The organism is Geodermatophilus sp. URMC 62, from assembly GCF_052931475.1.
Window position 1 is genome coordinate 1,932,991 of sequence record NZ_JBRFHY010000001.1, and the last position, 19,585, is coordinate 1,952,575.

Below are 19,585 nucleotides of genomic sequence, written 5' to 3' on the forward strand. Positions count from 1 at the left end.
GTGCGGGGTCAGGTCAGCGGGGTGACGGTCAGCCCGTCGGGGGTCACCTCGACCAGCGAGCGGTCGGGGACGTCGGTCCAGGACGGGTCGTCGTCCCACGGCTCGCTGGCCAGCGCCGTCCCGTCGTCGGTGACCAGGGCCGAGAGCGTGTCGCCCCAGGTGGTGGCCAGCAGGCGCGTGCCGTCGGCGGCGAGCAGGTTCAGCCGGGCGCCCGGGTCGGCGGCGCCCACCTCGCGGACGACGTCGCCGATCCGCTCGGGCCCGCGGTCGAACACCAGGGCCGCCAGCAGCGCGCTGTCGACGGTCGACTCCGCGTCGCGCACGGCGGGCAGGACCGCGCGGTCGACCCGGCCGTTGTGCGACAGCAGCCAGCGGCCGTCGGTGAACGGCGCGACGGCGCTCTCCTCCAGCGGCATGCCGACGGTGGCCGAGCGGACGGCGGCGACCACGCACCCGGAGGAGAGCACCGGCGCGACCGAGGCGAAGGACGAGTCGCCCCACAGCGGCCGGGCCGAGCGCCAGCGCGCCGGCTGCGCCCGGCCGGGCGCGAAGAAGCCCACGCCCCAGCCGTCGGCGTTGACCGTGCCGTACCGCTGGCGGCGCGGCGCCCAGGACTGCACCAGCAGCGAGGACGGCGGCTCGAGGACCAGCGCGGCCAGCGTGCGCGGCCGGCCCAGCCAGGCCAGGTGGCGGCACACGCCTAGGCGTCCCAGGCCAGCCGGAAGCCGCTGAAGACCTGCCGGCGGATCGGGTGGTCCCAGTTGCGGAAGCTCGGCCGCAGGATCGACGACGCCACCGACCACGCCCCGCCGCGCAACACCTTGTAGTCGCCGCCGAAGAAGGGCGCGGAGTAGTCGGCGTAGAGCATCGGCGTGAAGCCCGGCCAGGCGGTGAAGTCCGACGACGTCCACTCCCAGACGTCGCCCACCAGCTGCTCGGCGCCGTACGCCGAGGCGCCGGCCGGGTAGGCGCCCACCGGCGCCGGCCGCAGCGCGGTGCCGTCGAGGTTCGCCAGCGCCGGAGTCGGGTCGGACGAGCCCCACGGCCAGCGGCGCCGTCGCCCGGCGGCGGGGTCCCAGACGGCGGCCTTCTCCCACTCGGTCTCGGTGGGCAGCCGCGCCCCGGCCCACGCGGCGTGGGCCTCGGCCTCGAAGAACGTGACGTGCTGGACCGGCTCGTCGGGCGGGATCTCCTCCAGGACGCCGAAGCGGGTGCGGGTGCCCTCGGGGCTCCAGAACTGCGGCCGCTCCAGCCCGGCCTCCACCCGGTGCGCCCAGCCCCGCTCGGACCACCAGCGCCGGTCGCCGTACCCGCCGTCGGCGACGAACGCCGCGTACTCGGCGTTGGTGACCGGCACCCGGCCGATGCGGAAGGCGGGGACGTCGACGACGTGCGCCGGGCGCTCGTTGTCCAGGGAGAACGGCTCGTCGGTGGCGTCCACGCCCAGCACGAACTCCCCGCCGGGCACCAGCACCGACGTGCCGGCCACGCCCGGCCGGCCGGGCGGCAGCGGGGCCCCGGCGCCGAGCAGCGGCGGCCCGGCGCGCAGGTTGAGCGCCTGCAGCATCGTCTCGTCGTGCTGCTGCTCGTGGCTGACGACCATCGCGAAGTCGAACGGGTCGTCGTCCGCCCCGAGGCGCTCGAGCCGGTCGAGCACCCGCCCGCGGACCTCGCCGCAGAACGACCGCGCCTCCACCGGCGGCAGCAGCGGCAGCCGCGCCCGCACCGCGCGGGGGTGGGTGAACGCGTCGTAGAGCGCCTCGACGTCGGCCGGCAGCAGCCCCGGGCGGCGGGCGTCGCCGCGGCGCAGCAGCCAGAGGTCCTCCTGCTGGCCGATGTGCGCGAGGTCCCAGACCAGCGGGCTGAGCAGGGGGGTGTGCTGGCGCAGCAGCTCGGGCTCGTCGTGGTCGGTGAGCAGCAGGGTGCGCGCCCGGGCGGCCGCCAGGTCGCGGGCGAGCTGCTCGGTCGTGCTCACGGGTGCACCTCCGGGGTCTCGGTGGCAGGGGTCTGGGGGGCGGCGGTCTCGGTGGCGGCGGTCTCGGTGGCGGCGGTCTCGGTGGCGGCGGTCTCGGTGGCGGCGGCCAGGGCGGCCGCGGGGCCGCCGGCGCGGGCGGCGTCGGCCAGGGCGTCGCCGGGGCTGCGGCCGTGCTCGGCCAGCTCGGCGAGCGCGGCCACGTCGTCGCGCAGGGACGGGTCGACGGCGTGCAGCGCCGCGGCCAGGCAGCGCCGCGCGGCGCTGTGCAGCTGCGGGTCGGCCAGGCCGTCGCGGGCGGCGCGGGTCCAGGCGCCGGCGACCGGCGTGGTGGCGTCGGCCGCGGTGTCGGCGGCGGCCGGGTCGTCGAGCAGCGCGGCCGTGACCGCGGCCAGCGCCGGCCACCACGGCTCGGGCGCGGCGTCGAGGTAGCGGATCTCCAGGTAGCCGCGGGGCCGCACCGGCGGGAACAGCGTGGACAGGTGGTAGTCCAGGTCGGCCGCCGTCGGGCGGCGCCCGGCCAGCGGGGCGGTGCCGGTGATCCAGTCGGCGAAGGGGGTGCGGCCGAGCACCGGCTCGGCGTCGCCGGTGTCCGGGTCGCGCACCAGCATCACCGGCGCGGCCAGGGCGTAGGCCGCCCACTCGCCGGCCGGGTCGGCGCCACCGAGCAGCGGGCCGCAGCGGGCCTGGTCGAGGGCGCCCCACACCTGCTGCCGCGACGAGCGCCAGCCGGTGGCGCGCCCGCCGACCAGCGGGGAGCACGCCGACACGGCCACCAGCACCGGCCCGAGCTGGTGGGCCAGCGCGACCCGGCGGCTCCACCCGCCGGGCGGGCCGGCGTCCAGGTTGACCTGCAGCGACGCGGTGGCCGTCATCATGGCCGTCCCCGGCCCGCCGCAGCCGACGGCGGCGAAGTGCTGCTCCATGGCGCGGTACCGCGGCGCCGGGCACACCCGGGCCGGCGGCCGCAGCGGATCGGCGCCCACCGGCGCCAGGCCCAGCCGGGCGCCGGCCAGCGCCGCGGCGACGACGGCGCGGTCGGCGCGCAGCGCGGCCACCGCCGCGCCCGCGCCCGGCGCCGGCGGGCCGGAGAGCTCCACCTGCCCGCCGGGCTCGACCGTGACCCGGCTGCCCCCGGGCAGCGGCGGCAGGGCGGCCAGCGCGGCGGTCACCCGCCCCCAGGGCACCCGCGCGGCCGGGCGGTCGAGGTCGACCAGGTGCGCCTCGAGCTCCAGACCCACCCGGCCGAGGGGCCCGGGGCGCAGCGCCACGTCGGCGACGGTGGCCAGGGCGGTGTCCAGGTCGAGCGCGGTGCGCTCCTCCACGGCAGGCGGCACGTGCCCACCCCCTCCAGGTCCGGACCGGTCGACGTCGACCGCGGGTCGGTGCGGGGGCGACCTGCACGGCCGTCCTCGACTCCATCCACGCACGCCACGGTCCCGGTGACAACCCCCGGCGGGTCACCGGGCCGCGCCGCCCCCCGGGTGTTCGGGAGACACTGCCCCGGTGGATGTCCGCCGCGACCGCGACGCCGCGGGACGCGCGCGCAACGCCCGCCCCCGCGACGCCCTCGGCCGCCCGCTGCCGCACGGCGCCGAGGGCGTGGACCGGGCGCCGGAGGGCGTGCCGCGGACTCCGGACGAGGCGCTGGCCGAGGCCCAGCGGCTGCTCGACGCCGGCCGTCCCTTCCACGCCCACGAGGTGCTGGAGGACGCCTGGAAGACCGCGCCGGAGCCGGAGCGGCAGCTGTGGCGGGGGCTGGCGCAGCTGGCCGTCGGGCTGACCCACGCCGCCCGGGGCAACGCCCGCGGCGCGGCCCGGCTGCTGGAGCGCGGCGCGGGCAACGTGGCGCCCTACGCGCAGGCGCCGCCGCACGGCCTCGACGTCCCCGGGCTGGTGGCCTGGGCGCGGGAGCCCGGCCGGGCGCGGGGCGACGAACCGCCGCGGCTGCGCGGGGCCGGCCCGGCGGCCCCTGGCCCGGCCCGCTGACGCGGAGCAGACTGCGGAGCGGGCCCACGGGAGGGGAACGATGAGGAGCTACGAGGCGGTCACGCGCATCGACGCGAGCCCGGAGGAGGTCTGGCGGCACCTGGTCGACGTCGCCAGCTGGCGGGACTGGGACTCCGGTCTGGACCGGGTCGAGGGCCGGGTGGCGCTCGGCGAGCGGCTCACGATCTACGCGACCACGATCCGCAGCCGGCCTTTCACGGTCACCGTCACCGAGCTGCGGCCGCGGGAGGCCATGCGCTGGCGCGGTGGGCTGCCGTTCGGGCTGGCGGTCATCGAGCGCACGTACGGCCTCGACGCGCAGGAGGACGGCTCGACGGTGCTCACCGTCCGCGAGGACCAGACCGGGCCGCTGGCCTGGGTGACCGAGCGCGCGACGCCCGACCTCAACCCCTCCTTCCGCCAGTTCTGCGCCGGCATCAAGGCCCGCGCCGAGGCGAGCTCCGCGCACGCCTCGGGCTGAGCACCCGCTGCGACGGCCGGCGGCTGCGAACTCTGTGACCGCAACCACGCCCCGGTCCCGCCCCGGGTGCAGGATGGGGACTCGTGAGCACCGTCACGAGCACCGGTCCCGCCCCTGCCGGAGGCGACGCGTCGCCAGGTGACCCGGCCGCCGCGCCGCGCGGGCCGGTGACCTCGGCGTCCTACTCGATCACCGTCCGGCTCACCGCCGACGGCGACCCGGCGTCGATCGGCCGCATCGCCACCGCGGTGGGCCAGGCCGGCGGCGCGGTGACCGCCATCGACGTCGTCGAGTCGCGGTCCGACGGGCTGACCGTCGACGTCACCTGCTCGGCGGCCGACGCCGCGCACTCCGAGGAGATGGTCGACGCGCTGCGCGCCGTCCCCGGCGTGACCGTGCGCAAGGTCAGCGACCGCACCTTCCTGCTGCACCTGGGCGGCAAGCTGGAGGTGGCCTCGAAGGTCCCGCTGCGCACCCGCGACGACCTGTCGATGGCCTACACGCCCGGGGTGGCGCGGGTCTGCCTGGCGCTGGCCGAGCACCCCGAGGACGTGCGCCGGCTGACGATCAAGGGCAACACGGTCGCCGTCGTCACCGACGGGTCGGCGGTGCTCGGCCTCGGCGACCTCGGCCCGGGCGCGGCGCTCCCGGTGATGGAGGGCAAGGCCGCGCTGTTCAAGCGGTTCGCCGACATCGACGCCTGGCCGATCTGCCTGGACACCCAGGACGTCGACGAGATCGTGCGCACCGTCGAGCTGCTCGCCCCTGGCTTCGGCGGGATCAACCTCGAGGACATCGCCGCCCCGCGCTGCTTCGAGATCGAGGCCCGGCTGCGTGAGAAGCTCGACATCCCGGTCTTCCACGACGACCAGCACGGGACGGCGATCGTCGCGCTGGCCGCGCTGCGCAACGCCCTGCGGGTGGTGGACAAGCAGCTGCCCGACGTGCGGATCGTCGTCGCCGGGGCCGGCGCGGCGGGGACGGCGATCGTGCACCTGCTGCTGGAGGCCGGCGCCGGGCAGGTGCTGGTCTGGGACCGCGAGGGCGTCCTCTCGCCGGACGACGACCGGCTCTCCCCGGCCAAGCGGGCCCTCGCCGAGCAGACCAACCCCGCGTGCACCCGCGGCGAGCTGCCCGACGCGCTGGTCGGCGCCGACGTCTTCATCGGGGTCAGCGCCGGCAACGTGCTGCCGGTCGAGGCGCTGGCCGGCATGGCCGAGCGGGCAGTGGTCTTCCCGATGGCCAACCCGACGCCGGAGGTCGACCCGGTGCGGGCCCGGCAGCACGCCGCCGTCGTCGCCTCGGGCCGGTCGGACCTGCCCAACCAGATCAACAACGTGCTGGCCTTCCCCGGCGTCTTCCGCGGCCTGCTCGACGCCCGGGCCACCGAGATCAGCGACGGGATGCTGCTGGCCGCGGCCGAGGCGCTCTCGGCGGTGGTCCGCGACGACCAGCTCAACGCCAACTACATCATCCCGAGCGTGTTCGACCCCGCCGTCACGCCCGCCGTGGCCGCGGCGGTGGCCGAGCAGGCCCGGACCGAGCCCGGCGCCACCGTCGAGGTCACCGACCGGACGAGCTTCACCGGCTGAGCCGCTCCGCGCGTCCCCGCCGGCTCCCGTCCTCGGATGGCGCCGTCGTCAGACGGGAACGATCTCCACCAGGTCGTCTGCACCGACGAGGTCTGCGGCGTTGCGGGTGTAGAGCCGGGCGCCGTGGGCGTGTGCGGTGGCGGCGATGAGCAGGTCCATCGCCCGGGGTCGCGGACGCCGCCCGGCGGCCACGACGGCCGCGGCCAGCCGGCCGTGGCTCGCGGCGACGGAGTCGTCGACGGGCAGGGCCTGGAAGCGGCGCTGGACGACGCTGAGGCGGCGCAGGCGCTCGGCGCGGATCGCGGGCTCGGCGGCCACCAGGACGCCGAAGTGCAGCTCGGCCACGGTGACGGCACTGACGGCCAGCTCGCCGGGGAGCGGGCTCACGTCCGAGGCGATGACCACACTGGTGTCCAGCACCGCTCTCACCGGCGGTCCCACGGGTCGGTGAGGGCGCCGTCGACCCGCTCGCGGTCCTCGTCCCACGCCTCGTCGGACGGGCCGTCGAACAGCTCGGCCACCTCCCGCCACTCGCGCCAGGAGTGGGGTGCGACCGGGACCAGCCGCGCGCTGGGGCGGCCGGCGACGGTGATGGTGACCTCCTCACCGGCCTCGACCCGGCGCACGAGGTCGGACGCCTGCTGACGCAGCTCACGGAGCCCCACGATCGTCACGGGACCACCGTGGCACTTGTGCTACCCGCTCGTGGTATCGCGCGGCGGCCATCCGGGGCCGGCGGCGTGCCCCTCGGGGTGGTGTCCGTTACGCGGCCCGCGCGGAAGTGCACACGATGGAGGACGGCGGGGACGCGGCCGGGCGGGGATCATGGCCGGGTGCCCGAGTTGCCCGAGGTGGAGGCGCTGGCCGCGTTCCTCCGCGCGAACGCCGTCGGCCGGGTGGTCGCGCGCGCCGACCTGACCGCGCTGCAGGCGCTCAAGACCTTCGACCCGCCGCTGTCGGCGCTGTCCGGCCTGGAGGTCACCGGGGCCTCCCGGCACGGCAAGTTCCTCGACCTCGACGTCTCGGGGCTGCACCTGGTGGTCCACCTGGCCCGCGCCGGCTGGCTGCACTGGCGCACCGGGCTGCCGACCGCGCCGCCGAAGCCGGGGAAGGGGCCGCTGGCGCTGCGCCTGCACCTGGACGACGGGAACGGCTTCGACCTCACCGAGCAGGGCACCCGCAAGGGGCTGGCCGTGTACGTCGTCCGCACGCCGGCCGACGTCCCCGGCATCGCCCGGCTCGGCCCCGACGCCCTCGCCGTCGACCGCGACGCCCTCGCCCGGCTGCTGGCCGGCCGGTCCGGCCAGCTCAAGGGCGCCCTGACCGACCAGACGCTCGTCGCCGGGATCGGCAACGCCTACTCCGACGAGATCCTGCACGCCGCGCGGCTCTCGCCGTTCAAGATGGCCGACCGGCTCACCGACGCCGAGCTGGTCGGCCTGTACGACGCGATGCGGGCCACGCTCACCGACGCGCTCGAGCGCCAGGTGGGGCAGGCGGCGGCCACGCTCAAGGCCGAGAAGCGCTCCGGCCTGCAGGTGCACGCCCGCACCGGCCTGCCCTGCCCGGTCTGCGGCGACACCGTGCGCGAGGTCAGCTTCGCCGACACCTCGCTGCAGTACTGCCCGACCTGCCAGACCGGCGGCAAGCCGCTGGCCGACCGGCGGATGTCGAAGCTGCTGCGGTAGCCGGGCGCCGTCAGGACGCGCGCGAGGCCCGCCAGGCCGCCAGCCGGGCGACCGCCGCGCTGCCGAGGCCGGCCTCGCCGTGGGCGTCCGGGCCGGCCGACCCGACGGCGCTCCACCAGTCCTCCAGCGGCGGCGGGGCCAGGACGTCGACCCGCTGCCCGGGCCGGGGGACGACGACCTGCACGTCGGAGCGCTCCGCGGCGACCAGCAGGCGCTGCACCGGCTCGGCCCAGCGGTGGAAGGCCAGGTTGAACGTGCCCCAGTGGATCGGCAGCAGCACCTGCCCGCCGAGGTCGCCGTGCGCGCGCACCGCCTCCTCGGGGTCCATGTGGATGGTCCGCCAGGCCTCGTTGTAGGCCCCGACCGGCAGCAGGGCGAGGTCGAAGGGTCCGAGCCGCGCGCCGATCCCGGCGAAGGCCGGCGTGTAGCCGGTGTCGCCGCCGAAGAAGACGCGGTGCCGCGGGCCGGCCACCACCCACGACGACCACAGCGTGGTGTCGCGGGTCAGGTACCGGCCGGAGAAGTGCCGCGCCTCGGTGCAGGTGATCGTCAGGTCGCCGACCGTCGTCGCGCCGTCCCAGTCCAGCTCGACGACGCGGTCGTCGGGGACGCCCCAGTGCCGCAGGTGGACGCCCACCCCCAGCGGGACGACGAACGGCGCGTCCTGCTGCTCGACCAGCGCCCGCACCGTGGGCAGGTCCAGGTGGTCGTAGTGGTCGTGGCTGACCAGGACGGCGTCGACCCGCGGCAGGGTCTCCAGCGGCACCGGCGGCTCGTGCAGCCGGGTCGGCCCGAACACCGGCGACGGCGAGACGCGGTGCGCCCACACGGGGTCGACCAGCACGCGCGCCCCGTCGACCTCCAGCAGTGCGCTGGAGTGCCCGAACCAGGTGACGGCGAGCTCGCCGGCCTGAGCCGGGATCTCCGCGCGGGCCAGCGGGATGGGCTGAGCGGGGAGGCCCACGTGCCGGTCGTCGTGCCACTGGCGCAGCAGGCCGCGCCGGGCGTTGGGCGGCGGCACCGACGGGGTCGGCAGGGTGTTGTGGAAGCGCCCCTCCGACCACTGCGGCGAGCCGGCCACCGTCGGGCGGATCTCCCGCCGGCCGGCGCCGATGGCGGTGGGCAGTCCCCAGGCGGCGCGGGCGACCCACCCCGCGGGGACGGCGAGGGCGGCGGCGGTCAGGACGGCGCGGCGGAGCGGCGTCCGGCGGGCGGCGGCTGGCACGCCCCCCAGCATCCCAGCCGGCTCCCGGAGGCGGCCGCCGGCGCGGGTGAGTCGCGGGTCACGGGGTCGGGTCCTCGGCGGGGTCCGGGAAGTCGTAGGTCGGCGTCGGGTCCTGCCGCTCCGCGGCGACCATGGCGTCGATCGTCACCTCGCCGGCCTGTGCGAAGACGAACGTCACCGGGATCGACTGCGAGGAGCGCAGCGGCTCCCGCAGGCCGGTCAGCGTGATGGTGGGGGCGCCCTCCGCGCCCACGTAGACGTTGTCGTCGGCGGCCACGGGGATCGCGAACTCCCCGCCGTCCCCGTCGACGGCGTCGGCGAAGGGCCCGGTGACGTCGACGAGGACGTCGTCGGTGCTGCCGCTGTTGGCGATGCCGAGGAACAGCCGGGCGTCCTCGCCCTCCTCGTAGGCGCCGTCGAGCGGGTACTCGAGCTGGACCTGCAGCAGGGACAGGTCGCCGGTCACCGCCTCGTCCGGGCCGATCGCCCCGCCGGAGACCTCGGGTCCGGGCGTGGACAGCGGCTCCTCCGTGCTGCAGGCGGCCAGCGACGGGCCGAGCGCCAGGACCAGGGCCAGCGCGGCGGGACAGGCGGGGCGACGGCGGGGCGTGCGGGACATGCTCGTCCTCCTCGGCATCGGGATCCGGTGCCGTACGGTTACCCCGCGACGTGTGAGCGACGCCAACTGTTGCCGTAATGCAACGCACAGGGAGTCCCCGTGGACGAGGTGCTCGTCGAGCTGGCCCGCACCGTCGTCGGGGTGTCCACCCGGGCGGCCGGGCAGCTCGGCGGGGTGTCGCTGGTGCAGCTGCGCGCCCTCACCGTGCTGCACGAGCGCCCCGACGCGCCGCTGGCCGACCTCGCCCAGGGCGTCGGGGGGAGCGTCTCGACGACCAGCCGGCTGGTCGACCGCCTGGTGGCCGCCGGCCTGGTCGACCGGCGGCCGTCCCCGACCAGCCGGCGGTCGGTCAGCCTGCGTCTCACCCCCGCCGGCGAGGACGTCCTCGCCCGCTACGACCGGCTGCGGCTGGCAGAGCTGCGGGCCGCGCTCGGCGAGCTGCCCGCCGGGCGCCGCGACGCCGTGCTGGCGGCGATCGGCGAGTTCACCGCGGCGGCCGGCGCCGTGCGTCCGGGCGCCCGGCCGGCGGTCGTTCCGGACGACGGGCGCGACGAGGGCGGTGAGTCGGCCTGCTTCCTGCACCGGGTGTGCCCGGTCTGCGGCCGGGTCGCCGACGAGGAGCCGCCGACGGTCTGCGCCGGGTGCGGCGCGGAGCTCGAGGGGGCCTGAGCCGGCGCCGGGACGACGTCCTCCCTCACCGCAGCGCGTCCTCCCTCACCGCAGCGCGTCCTCCCTCACCGCAGCGCGTCCTCCCCGACCGTGGGCGGTGCGGGAGGACGCGCCACGATCAGGTTCCCTGATCGTGGCGCCTCCCGGCACCGGCGTCGTCCCGCCCTCGGTGCCGCGGGCGTGCCCGTCGTGGTCGTGCCCCGGTGCGGCGCCGGTGCGCTACCGGGGCGTCACGGCCGGTGTAAGCCCAGGTCACGGTCCCGTCCGCAGGTCACGGTCTGATCCCGTTGTACACAATCGGACCGGACCGGCCGCTATGGTGAGCGGGCTCACACCATGGCCATCTCGACCGTGGCCCACGACGACGAGGGAGCACCCCGTGACACCACCCGCCGAGCGGCGGTTGTTGACGCCGGAGGAGTACCGGCAGGCGCAGGACTCACCGGAGTTCATCGAGCTGCGACGGCGCTTCCGGCGCTTCGCGTTCCCGATGACGGTGGCCTTCCTGGCCTGGTACCTCCTCTACGTCCTGCTCTCGACCTACGCGCCGGACTTCATGGCCACCCGCGTCTTCAGCAACGTCAACCTCGGCATCCTGCTGGGGCTGGCGCAGTTCGTGTCGACCTTCGTGATCACCCACCTGTACGTGGCGCACGCCAACCGGCGCACCGACCCGATCGCCGACGAGATGCGTGAGCGGCTCGAGCACCACGAGTACGCCGCGGGCCGCCACCGCTCCGCCCCCGGCGCCGGCACCACGGGTGCCGACCTGGGCGAGGGGGCCACCCGTGCCTGACGCCGTCTCCGCCGCCGACGCCGGGGCCACCGCGACGATCGGCAACCCGGCGATCAACATCTCGATCTTCGGCGTCTTCGTCCTGATCACCCTGGTGATCACCTTCCGGGCCAGCCGGAACAACGCCAGCGCGGCGGACTACTACGCCGCCGGCCGCAACATCAGCGGCACCCAGAACGGCCTGGCCATCGCCGGTGACTACCTCTCGGCGGCGTCGTTCCTCGGCATCGCCGGGGCCATCGCCGTCTACGGCTACGACGGGTTCCTCTACTCGATCGGCTTCCTCGTCGCCTGGCTGGTGGCGCTGCTGCTGGTCGCCGAGCTCATGCGCAACACGGCGCGGTACACGATGGCCGACGTCCTGGCCTTCCGGATGCGGCAGGGGCCGGTGCGCACGGCCGCGGCCATCTCGACGCTGGCGGTGTCGCTGTTCTACCTGCTGGCCCAGATGGCCGGCGCCGGCGGCCTGGTGACCCTGCTGCTCGGCGTCACCGGTGAGGCGGCCCAGGCGCTGACCGTCGTCCTCGTCGGCGCGCTGATGATCGTCTACGTGCTGGTCGGCGGCATGCGCGGCACCACCTACGTGCAGATCATCAAGGCCTCCCTGCTCATCGCGGGCGCGCTCGTCATGACGCTGTGGGTGCTGGGGAAGTTCGGGTTCAACCTCTCCGCGCTGCTCGGCGGCTCGGTCGAGAACGCCGTGGAGGGCCGCGACGTCCTCGCCCCGGGGGCCCAGTACGGCGCGACGGGCACGTCGAAGCTGGACTTCGTCTCCCTCGGCCTGGCCCTGGTGCTCGGGACGGCGGGCCTGCCGCACGTGCTGATGCGCTTCTACACCGTGCCGACGGCGAAGGACGCCCGTCGCTCGGTGGTCTGGGCGATCTGGCTGATCGGCATCTTCTACCTGTTCAGCCTGGTGATCGGCTACGGCGCCGGCGCGCTCGTCGGTCCGGAGACCATCCTCGCCGCCCCCGGCGCCGTGAACTCCGCCGCCCCGCTGCTGGCCTTCGAGCTGGGCGGCACGGTGCTCCTCGGCATCATCGCCGGCGTCGCGTTCGCCACGATCCTCGCGGTGGTCGCCGGCCTGACCATCACCGCGTCGGCGTCCTTCGCGCACGACGTCTACGCGTCGGTGATCAAGAAGGGGCAGGTGTCGCCCAACGGCGAGGTGCGGGTCGCCCGCATCACCGCCGTGGTCATCGGGGCGGTCGCGATCGGGCTGGGCATCCTCGCGCTGCAGGCCGGGCTGAACATCGCCTTCCTGGTGGCGTTGGCCTTCGCCGTCGCCGCGTCGGCCAACCTGCCGACCATCCTCTACACGCTGTTCTGGAAGCGGTTCACCACCCAGGGCGCGCTGTGGTCGATGTACGGCGGGCTGATCGCCTGCATCGTGCTGATCGTCTTCTCGCCGGTCGTCTCGGGTGCGCCGGTCAACCCGGCCACGGGGCTGTCCCCGTCGCTGTTCCAGGACGTGGACTTCCACTGGTTCCCGCTGAACAACCCGGGCATCGTGTCGATCCCGCTGTCGTTCTTCCTCGGCTGGCTGGGCACGATCCTGTCCAAGGAGAAGCCCGACCTCGACAAGAACGCCGAGCTCGAGGTCCGGTCGCTCACCGGCATCGGAGCGGAGAAGGCCGTCCAGCACTGAGGAAGGACCCCGTGCGGGGTCCCGCCCCTCGCAGGCTCGCGGCGGGACCCCGCACGGGGGCCGGTTCCCGCACGTCGCCAGCCGAGGCGCGCGTCCCCCACCCGGGGGCGCGCGCCTCGCGCGTCCACGGCCGGCCTGCGGCGTCCTCCCGCACCGCAGCGCGTCCTCCCTGACCGTGGGCGGTGAGGGAGGACGCGCGACGATCAGGTCCCCTGATCGTCGCGAGCGGGACTCAGGCGGTGCGGACGGCGGGGGCCGGGGCCGGGTCGACGGCGAGCGCCGGCTCGCTCAGGGCGGCGTCGACCGTGCGGACGGCGGCCGCGGTCGTCGGTGTGGCGCGGTGGGAGCGGCGGACGGCCCAGCGGCCGACCAGGGCGGCCAGGACGACCAGGCCGGCGAGGGTCTGCGGGCCGGGGGCGGTGACGGTGGTGGCGACGGCGACCGCGAGGGCCGCGGCGTAGACGACCGTGAGCAGGACGGCGGGAGCGGGCAGGTGCACGGGGACCTCCGGGGGGAGAGGCGCCCGCCGGCCGGCGACCGGGCTGCGAGGAGCCCGGCCACCGGCGCGGCGACGGCGCGGGAGAGCGGGTCAGCGCCTCACTTGAGGAGGTCCTTGGCCTTCTGCAGCATGGTGTGGGCCTCGGTCTGCGGGGTGCTGTAGAGCCGCGGGTCGCCCGGGGGCAGCGTCGGGGCGTCGGCGGTCGCCTCGATGGCCGCGGCGCGGAAGGTGCCCTTGCCGTCGATCGAGGGACCGGAGGCCCAGCGGCCGTTGGCGGCCTCGGGGCCGTCGGAGGCCTGGATGAACGTGTAGCCCAGGTCGCCGACCTCCTCGTCCAGCGGGAACGCCTCGGGCACCGGCAGCCCCTCGAGGCCGTCCTCCTTGAGCTGCTCGACGGCGGCCAGCCACTGCTGCTGGTGCATGTGGTCGCGGGTGATGAGGAACCGCAGCATGTCCTTGACGCCGGGGTCGTCGGTCATGTTGTAGATCCGGGCCACCTGCAGCCGGCCCTGCATCTCCGCCGTCGCGTTGTAGTAGAAGTCGGCCATCAGGTTGCCGCTGGCGGTGACGTACGCGCCGGTCCACGGGTTGCCCATGCTGTCCATGTAGGACGCCGCCTGCCCGTTCTGGATGAGGTGCTGCGGGTTGTGCTGCCCGTAGCCGGCGGCGGCCTCCTTGGTGCGGTCGGCCGAGTCGGGCTTGAGCGGCACGTGGTCGAGCAGCCGGTCGATCATCGTGATGATCATCTCGACGTGGGCCAGCTCCTCGGTCCCGATCGAGAGCAGCATGTCCTTGTACTTGCCGGGCAGCCGGCAGTTCCAGCCCTGCAGCAGGTACTGGGTGGCGACGGTCATCTCACCCCACTGGCCGCCGAGGATCTCCTGCATCTTGCGGGCGAAGTCCGGGTCGGGGCCGTCGGGCTTGGCCTCGTACTGCAGGGCGTGGGTGTGCGTGAACACGGGCTCTCCTCGGTGCGTCGTCGCGTCGCCGCCACTGCGGTGACACCGGAGGTCTGCCCGCGCCCGGTGGCCCACCCGTGCCGTCCCCTGGCCCCCTCGTGCCAAGTCCGTCAGCGGTCGGGCAGCTGCACGGTCAGCGTGAGCCCGGCGTCGCTGGAGTCCCAGGCGACGTGCCCCCCGAGGTCGTGCGCGTGCCGCTGCACCGACCACAGGCCCAGCCCGGTCAGGTCGACCGGCGGGGCGTCCCCGCGCAGGTACTGCACGACCCGGTCGGGCTGCCCGACGTCCTGGGTGACGGCCAGGCGGACCCACCCGGCGCGACAGGTCACGATCAGCAGCACCGGGGCGCCCTCACCGTGCCGGTGGGCGTTCTCCAGCAGGTTCGTGAGGATGCGCTGCACCCGCGCGTCGCCGACGGTGACGTCGCAGGCGCAGTCCTGCACCGCGACCGTGAGCCGGTCGGCCGGCAGGCCGGCGGCGGCCGCCGACGCGCGGAGGACGTCGCCGAGCAGCCGCCGGGACGGGCCGCGCCGGACGGCGCCGCCGCTGGCGTCGGCGGTGCGCAGCATCGAGGACAGGTGCGCGGTCTGCGCGCGGGCCAGGTCCAGCAGCTCACCGCGCTCCGGGCCGGGGTCGGGGGCGGCGCGGTCCAGCGTGCGCAGCACGGCCTCGAGCGCGGCCAGCGGGCTGCGCATGTCGTGGCACATCGCCCGCAGCAGCGCGCTCTCGGGCGTGGGTGGGGGCTCCTGCCCGGGCCGCGCGCCGCGGGCGGCGCGGGCCAGGTGGAGGCGGAGCACGCGGGCGAGGTCGGTGAGCAGTCCGCCGGGCCGATCGGGGACGAGGGTGTCGGGAGCCAGGGTCACGGGCACCTCCAGGGGTGCGCTCGGTCAGCTCCGCCGGGTGCGACGGGACGGACGAGGAGGGTCGTGGGGTCGAGCGACGCCGGAGCTGGGCGCCAGGCTGGTGGGCAGCAGAGCCACGTGGACGTGGTCGTCGTCGACGACCACCCCCTGTTCAGCCGGGGGCTGTCCCTGCTGCTGCCGGGGGTGAGCGAGGGCCGGGTGCGCGTCGTCGCCACCACCGACGACGCCTCGGCGGCGGCCGCGCTGGTGCGCCGGCACCACGCCGACGTCGCCGTCGTCGATCTGCACATGCCGCCGCCGGGCGGCGTGCGGGCGATCGCGGCGATCCGCCGGGCCGACCCGATGGTGCGGGTCGTGGCCCTCTCCGGGCTGGCCGAGGCCGACGCCGCGCTCGAGGCGCTGCGGGCCGGGGCGGCCGGCTTCCTGCCCAAGACCGCCGATCCCGAGACGCTGGTCCGGCCCCTGCTGGCGGTGCTCGACGGCTGGTCGGTGGTGCCGGAGTCGCTGCTGCGCCAGCTGCTGGAGGAGGCCGCCCCGGCCGGCGAGCAGAGCCTCGCCGACCGCCTGACCAGCGACGAACGGCGGCTGTGGCGGCTCGTGGCCGACGGCACGAGCACCGTCGACATCGCCACGACGCTGCACGTGTCCGAGCGCACCGCCAAGCGGCTGGTGGCCGCGCTGCTGCGCACGCTCGGGGTGGCCACCCGCGTCGAGGCGGCGGCGCTCGCCGGACGCGCCGGTCTGGGGAAGGGCACCGGCGGACCCGGCTGAGCGGCGGACGTGCCGCGGAGCGGTCGTCATCGCGGGCAGCTACCCGGCCGGGAGATCGACACGCCCCGGTTCCGCTGAACTGGCCCCCAGGGGCCAGCGCCGGTCAGCCGGCCGGGACCGGCCCCCCGCCGCCGGGCGCGGTGGCCCACGGACCCGACGCCGCCTCGGTGAACGGCCCGACGTCGGCCGCCGCCACGTCCACCGCCGCGTAGCCGCCGGTTCCGGCGCCGACGCAGGCGACGACGGTGGCCAGCCCCGCCCGCCGCTGGACGACGCTCTGCCGGACCTGCCAGCCGACGACGGCGCGCCGCTGCAGCACCGCCTGCTCGCGCACCAGCAGCCCGCTGCGCACGCTGAACGACCGCGGGCCGACGGCGTGGCCGAGCGCCGCGTAGCGCCCGAGCCCCACCGGCACGCCCAGGACGGTGAGGGCGATCCCCGCGGCCAGCAACCCCCACCAGCCGGTGGCCGCGGTGAGCGCCGCCCCGGCCGCCGTCACCAGCACGCCGGAGCCCACGGCGCGGACGAGCTGCCGGCGGCGGGCGGCCGGGGGGTGCGCCACCAGCGGGCCCGGGTCCTCGGCCAGCACGCGCAGCAGCCGGACGGCCTCCGTCCGCGGCCCCAGCGGTAGGAGCTGCCCCCGCCGGTTCGCCGCCCCCAGGCCGGTGACCAGCGCGTTGACGCGGGCGGCGCGCACCAGGCGCATGCCCAGGCCCTCCACCAGCGTCCCGCCGCGGACGCGGTCGACCTCGAGCTCGGTGTGCCGGTGGGTGACCAGCCCGCGGACGGCGACCAGCGAGCCGCCGCGGCGCACCAGCCGGAAGCCCCAGTTGACCACCGCGGCGCCGAGCACCGCGCCGAGGGCGAGCAGCAGCAGCGCGACGACGACGCTGACGGCCAGGACGCGCGCGTCGCTGAGGTCGGGGCCGGTCAGGTCCGGGCGCAGCTCGCGGGGCAGCTCCTGCAGCAGCCGGGACAGCGCGCCGACCCCGGCCAGCGGCACCGCGAGGTAGCCGGCCACCAGGGGCGCGTAGAGCAGCCAGCGCGGCCGGAACCGGGCCAGCTCCACCTCGGCCGGGGTCTCCTGCGGCAGCGGCGGGGCGAGCAGGTCCGGGCCGCCCGCCGTCCGGCGGTGGGTGAGGACGGAGGCCCGCAGCCGGTCGCCCTCGGCGCGCGGGACGCCGTCGACGACGACCTCCTCGTCGCCGCCGGTGATCGACCCGGCGGCGGCGTCGACGCGCACGCGGACCAGGCCGAAGAGCCGGTGCAGCGCCGGGGCCTCGACCTCGACGCCGCGGATGCGGTCGTTGGGCACCGTCCGCACCGAGCGGGCGAGCAGGCCGCGGTTGACCACGACCGCCGCCGGGGTGTCGGCGTAGGTGGTGCGCCACCACGACAGCGCGGCGAACAGCAGCGACAGCGCCGTCACCACGACGACGAGGGCCACGGCCACCCCGGGACCGTCGGGCCCGACCGCGGCGACGACCGGGATGGCCGCGGGCACCACCTGCCGCGCCTGCCGGAAGGTCACGGTGTGCACGAGCACGATGCGGGGGGAGCTGCGGCGGGGCGCGGACGGCGGCGCGCCCACGGGCGCCGGCGCCGGGACGGCCGGCGGCGGGGCTCCGGGGGCGGTCACGTGGCCTCGTCGCGGACCTGCTCGGCCCGGCGGGCGAGGTCGTCGGCCACCCGCTCGGCGACGGCGACCTCCAGGTGCGGCACCCGGACGGTGCCCTGCGAGGAGGCGGTGAGCACCGCGACGCTGGCCAGGCCGTAGAGCTGCTGCAGGACGCCGCGGGTGACGTCGACGGTCTGGATCCGCGCGACCGGCACCAGCGTCCACGTGCGGGTCAGCCAGCCGGTGAGGGCGTGCACCGTCTCGGCGGTGACCTCCCAGCGGTGCACCCGGTAGCGCACCCACGGCCGGACGCCGATGGCCAGCACCGCGTAGACGGTGAGCAGCACGGGCAGCAGCCACCGCAGCACCGGCACCGGGCCGCCGACCCACGCCGGCACGGCCAGCACCACGACCGCCACGAGCGCGCCGTAGGCCAGCGTGCCGACCACGCCCTCGGTGACCCACAGCCAGATGGCCGAGCGGGACACCGACCAGGCCGGCTCGCGGACCGGAGGTGCAGCAGGAGCGGACATCACCGCCCATCCTCCCAGGCCGTGCAGGGGGTGGCGCGGACGTGCGGGGCTGCGAGGATGGGGTGCGTGATGCCGCAGCAGGTCCCGACCGTGCCCGCCGCCGAGGTGCCCGAGGACGCCGTGCTCCTCGACGTCCGCGAGGACGGGGAGTGGGTCGCCGGCCACGCCGACGGCGCCACTCACATCCCGATGGGCGACGTGCCGGCCCGCCTCGACGACGTCCCGGACGGCGACCCGGTCTACGTCGTCTGCCGCAGCGGCGGCCGCTCGGCGCGGGTGACCGCCTGGCTCAACCAGAACGGCTACGACGCGGTGAACGTCGGCGGCGGGATGGGGGAGTGGGAGGCGGCCGGCCGGCCGCTGGTGAGCGAGACCGGCGCGCCCCCGACCGTCGTCTGACGCTCCGGTGGCGGGGTGACCGCTACGCCGCCGCGCGCATGAGCTCCACCGCGTGGGCGGGCCAGAACGTCCCGGCCGCCGGGCCGCCGTTGCACGGGCCGTCGGACTCGCCGGGCCGCTTCACCCAGAGGTAGGCGTCGACCCGCGGCTGCCCGGTCGAGCCCGTGGGGCGCTGCCCGACGGCGCGGCCGGGCGGGTTGCACCAGTCGCTGCCCGGGCCGTTGCCGTTGCGGCTGGTGTCGACGACGAAGTGGACGCCGCCCAGCAGGGACGACAGCTGCTGGCCGTAGGTCACGTTGCTCGCCGTCGTCTGGGTGTTCGAGACGTTGAGCGCGAACCCGTCCGCTCCGGTCGCGCCGGCCGCGCGCAGCCGCTCGGCCATCGTGGCAGCGTCGATCCAGGTGGGGTTGCCCGCGTCGAGGTACGTGTGCGTCCCGGGGTTGCGCTCGAGCGTCTCGACGGCGGAGCGCAGCATCGCCGTCCGCCCGGCCGGGTCGCTGCAGAGCATGGCGAGCGCGTCGGGCTCGACGACCACGACCACCTCGGCGGTGCCGATGCCGTCGGCGATGCCCTGCACCCACCGGGCGTACTCGGCGGCGGAGCCGGCGCCGCCGGCGGAGTACCAGCCGCAGTCACGGTCCGGGATGTCGTACGCGACGAGGACCGGCACGTGGCCGCCCGCGCGGGCCTCGGCGACGACCCGGCGCACCGTCGCGGTGACGTCGCCGCTCCAGGACCCCAGCCAGGTGGCGGTGGGCACACCGGCCAGCTCCTGCAGCAGGGCGGCGTCCTCCGGGCTGGTGCCCGGCTGCACCGCGGCCTCCGCGGCGCCGGTGTTGACGCCGTAGAAGGTGTCCCCCGCGAGCGGGCTGTCCGTCGCCGGGGTGGCTGTCGTCGGGGTGGCTGTCGTCGGGGTGGCTGGTGTGGTGGGCGCCGGCCGGCGGGACCGCACCGGCAGCGCCGCGCTGGCCGCGGCCTCCTCGGTCAGGACCTGTGCGGAGCCCGGTCCGGTGGCGGACGCGTCGGGGGCGGCCACGGACGGGGCGACCAGCCCGGCGCCGAGCACCGCGGCGGCCACGCCGGAGGTCCACAGCCACCGCCGGCCGGTCCGGTGGCGGACCGGAGCGCGGCGCCGGGACCCGTGCCCGCACGGCGGACCGGCCGGTCGGCCGGGTCGCTCACCGGGCAGGGCGGATGCCATGCACGAAACGTAGCCGAGTGTGTGCAGTCGGTCAGGGCTCCCTCAGGGGAGCGCGCGTGTCGT

At 76.5% G+C, this 19,585-nt stretch carries 22 protein-coding genes; 9 read left to right on the top strand and 13 right to left on the bottom strand.

Annotated elements, in window-relative coordinates:
- Positions 1-8: 8 nt before the first annotated feature.
- Genes egtC through egtA form a run of 3 tightly spaced genes read right to left on the bottom strand, consistent with a single transcriptional unit; the run spans position 9 to position 3,309 of the window.
- Positions 9-698, bottom strand: coding sequence for an ergothioneine biosynthesis protein EgtC (egtC, locus tag ACU616_RS09290; RefSeq protein WP_446758185.1), 690 nt, complete (start codon positions 696-698; stop codon positions 9-11).
- A gap of 2 nt (positions 699-700) precedes the next feature.
- Positions 701-1,975, bottom strand: coding sequence for an ergothioneine biosynthesis protein EgtB (gene egtB, locus ACU616_RS09295; protein ID WP_446758186.1), 1,275 nt, complete (start codon positions 1,973-1,975; stop codon positions 701-703).
- Positions 1,972-3,309 (bottom strand): ergothioneine biosynthesis glutamate--cysteine ligase EgtA, encoded by a 1,338-nt coding sequence (gene egtA / locus ACU616_RS09300; protein ID WP_446758187.1) that lies wholly within the window; start codon positions 3,307-3,309, stop codon positions 1,972-1,974. The genes egtB and egtA overlap by 4 nt, the downstream gene beginning before the upstream one ends.
- 169 nt (positions 3,310-3,478) lie before the next feature.
- Here egtA and ACU616_RS09305 point away from each other — a divergent pair, with 169 nt between their 5' ends.
- From ACU616_RS09305 to ACU616_RS09315, 3 genes are all read left to right on the top strand, one after another.
- Positions 3,479-3,961, top strand: coding sequence for a DUF309 domain-containing protein (locus tag ACU616_RS09305; protein WP_446758188.1), 483 nt, complete (start codon positions 3,479-3,481; stop codon positions 3,959-3,961).
- Positions 3,962-4,001: 40 nt separating this feature from the next.
- Positions 4,002-4,442, top strand: a complete 441-nt coding sequence (locus ACU616_RS09310; RefSeq protein ID WP_446758189.1) for an SRPBCC domain-containing protein — start codon at positions 4,002-4,004, stop codon at positions 4,440-4,442.
- An 83-nt stretch (positions 4,443-4,525) separates the two neighbouring features.
- Positions 4,526-6,034: a malic enzyme-like NAD(P)-binding protein gene (locus ACU616_RS09315; protein ID WP_446758190.1), complete on the top strand. Its 1,509-nt coding sequence runs from the start codon at positions 4,526-4,528 to the stop codon at positions 6,032-6,034.
- 48 nt (positions 6,035-6,082) lie between these two features.
- Here the strand turns inward: ACU616_RS09315 and ACU616_RS09320 are convergent, their stop codons facing one another.
- Together ACU616_RS09320 and ACU616_RS09325 are read right to left on the bottom strand one after the other, a co-directional pair.
- Positions 6,083-6,454: a PIN domain-containing protein gene (locus tag ACU616_RS09320; RefSeq protein ID WP_446758191.1), complete on the bottom strand. Its 372-nt coding sequence runs from the start codon at positions 6,452-6,454 to the stop codon at positions 6,083-6,085.
- 5 nt (positions 6,455-6,459) lie between these two features.
- Positions 6,460-6,708 (bottom strand): type II toxin-antitoxin system Phd/YefM family antitoxin, encoded by a 249-nt coding sequence (locus tag ACU616_RS09325; RefSeq protein WP_446758192.1) that lies wholly within the window; start codon positions 6,706-6,708, stop codon positions 6,460-6,462.
- A 159-nt stretch (positions 6,709-6,867) separates the two neighbouring features.
- On the opposite strand from ACU616_RS09325, the gene ACU616_RS09330 reads away from it, so the two are divergent.
- Complete coding sequence (locus tag ACU616_RS09330; protein ID WP_446758193.1) at positions 6,868-7,722, top strand: Fpg/Nei family DNA glycosylase; 855 nt, start codon at positions 6,868-6,870, stop codon at positions 7,720-7,722.
- A 10-nt stretch (positions 7,723-7,732) separates the two neighbouring features.
- Here ACU616_RS09330 and ACU616_RS09335 read toward each other — a convergent pair whose 3' ends face one another.
- Together ACU616_RS09335 and ACU616_RS09340 are read right to left on the bottom strand one after the other, a co-directional pair.
- Positions 7,733-8,947 carry an MBL fold metallo-hydrolase gene (locus tag ACU616_RS09335; protein WP_446758194.1) on the bottom strand — a complete coding sequence of 405 codons (1,215 nt, stop codon included), beginning with the start codon at positions 8,945-8,947 and terminating at the stop codon, positions 7,733-7,735.
- A gap of 58 nt (positions 8,948-9,005) precedes the next feature.
- Positions 9,006-9,566, bottom strand: coding sequence for a hypothetical protein (locus ACU616_RS09340; protein WP_446758195.1), 561 nt, complete (start codon positions 9,564-9,566; stop codon positions 9,006-9,008).
- Positions 9,567-9,665: 99 nt separating this feature from the next.
- Here ACU616_RS09340 and ACU616_RS09345 point away from each other — a divergent pair, with 99 nt between their 5' ends.
- The 3 genes from ACU616_RS09345 (at position 9,666) to ACU616_RS09355 (ending at position 12,679) form a co-directional block, all read left to right on the top strand.
- Positions 9,666-10,235 carry a MarR family transcriptional regulator gene (locus tag ACU616_RS09345; RefSeq protein WP_446758196.1) on the top strand — a complete coding sequence of 190 codons (570 nt, stop codon included), beginning with the start codon at positions 9,666-9,668 and terminating at the stop codon, positions 10,233-10,235.
- Between the two features lie 379 nt (positions 10,236-10,614).
- On the top strand, positions 10,615-11,031 hold the full coding sequence (locus ACU616_RS09350; protein WP_446758197.1) for a DUF485 domain-containing protein: 417 nt from the start codon (positions 10,615-10,617) through the stop codon (positions 11,029-11,031).
- Positions 11,024-12,679, top strand: coding sequence for a solute symporter family protein (locus tag ACU616_RS09355; protein ID WP_446758198.1), 1,656 nt, complete (start codon positions 11,024-11,026; stop codon positions 12,677-12,679). The genes ACU616_RS09350 and ACU616_RS09355 overlap by 8 nt, the downstream gene beginning before the upstream one ends.
- A gap of 232 nt (positions 12,680-12,911) precedes the next feature.
- Here ACU616_RS09355 and ACU616_RS09360 read toward each other — a convergent pair whose 3' ends face one another.
- From ACU616_RS09360 to ACU616_RS09370, 3 genes are all read right to left on the bottom strand, one after another.
- Complete coding sequence (locus ACU616_RS09360) at positions 12,912-13,178, bottom strand: hypothetical protein (RefSeq protein ID WP_446758199.1); 267 nt, start codon at positions 13,176-13,178, stop codon at positions 12,912-12,914.
- A gap of 98 nt (positions 13,179-13,276) precedes the next feature.
- Positions 13,277-14,137: a manganese catalase family protein gene (locus ACU616_RS09365; protein ID WP_446758200.1), complete on the bottom strand. Its 861-nt coding sequence runs from the start codon at positions 14,135-14,137 to the stop codon at positions 13,277-13,279.
- 110 nt (positions 14,138-14,247) lie between these two features.
- Positions 14,248-15,000, bottom strand: a complete 753-nt coding sequence (locus ACU616_RS09370; RefSeq protein ID WP_446758201.1) for a sensor histidine kinase — start codon at positions 14,998-15,000, stop codon at positions 14,248-14,250.
- A 117-nt stretch (positions 15,001-15,117) separates the two neighbouring features.
- Between ACU616_RS09370 and ACU616_RS09375 the strand changes: the two genes are divergently transcribed.
- Entirely contained in the window at positions 15,118-15,771 is a 654-nt protein-coding gene (locus ACU616_RS09375; protein WP_446758202.1) for a response regulator, read from the top strand.
- Between the two features lie 103 nt (positions 15,772-15,874).
- Here the strand turns inward: ACU616_RS09375 and ACU616_RS09380 are convergent, their stop codons facing one another.
- Together ACU616_RS09380 and ACU616_RS09385 are read right to left on the bottom strand one after the other, a co-directional pair.
- Positions 15,875-17,410 (bottom strand): PH domain-containing protein, encoded by a 1,536-nt coding sequence (locus ACU616_RS09380; protein ID WP_446758203.1) that lies wholly within the window; start codon positions 17,408-17,410, stop codon positions 15,875-15,877.
- Entirely contained in the window at positions 17,407-17,922 is a 516-nt protein-coding gene (locus ACU616_RS09385) for a PH domain-containing protein (protein ID WP_446758204.1), read from the bottom strand. Before ACU616_RS09385 ends, ACU616_RS09380 begins: the two co-directional genes overlap by 4 nt.
- Positions 17,923-17,991: 69 nt before the next feature.
- Here ACU616_RS09385 and ACU616_RS09390 point away from each other — a divergent pair, with 69 nt between their 5' ends.
- On the top strand, positions 17,992-18,321 hold the full coding sequence (locus ACU616_RS09390) for a rhodanese-like domain-containing protein (RefSeq protein ID WP_446761462.1): 330 nt from the start codon (positions 17,992-17,994) through the stop codon (positions 18,319-18,321).
- A gap of 22 nt (positions 18,322-18,343) precedes the next feature.
- Here ACU616_RS09390 and ACU616_RS09395 read toward each other — a convergent pair whose 3' ends face one another.
- Positions 18,344-19,399 carry a glycoside hydrolase family 6 protein gene (locus tag ACU616_RS09395; protein WP_446758205.1) on the bottom strand — a complete coding sequence of 352 codons (1,056 nt, stop codon included), beginning with the start codon at positions 19,397-19,399 and terminating at the stop codon, positions 18,344-18,346.
- Positions 19,400-19,585: the final 186 nt, after the last annotated feature.

Bases quoted from the DNA above. Each gene is read 5' to 3' on its own strand.
- ACU616_RS09310 (WP_446758189.1), top strand. From the start codon at position 4,002: ATGAGGAGCTACGAGGCGGTCACGCGCATCGACGCGAGCCCGGAGGAG.
- ACU616_RS09340 (WP_446758195.1), bottom strand. From the start codon at position 9,566: ATGTCCCGCACGCCCCGCCGTCGCCCCGCCTGTCCCGCCGCGCTGGCC.
- ACU616_RS09385 (WP_446758204.1), bottom strand. From the start codon at position 17,922: ATGTCCGCTCCTGCTGCACCTCCGGTCCGCGAGCCGGCCTGGTCGGTG.
- ACU616_RS09390 (WP_446761462.1), top strand. From the start codon at position 17,992: ATGCCGCAGCAGGTCCCGACCGTGCCCGCCGCCGAGGTGCCCGAGGAC.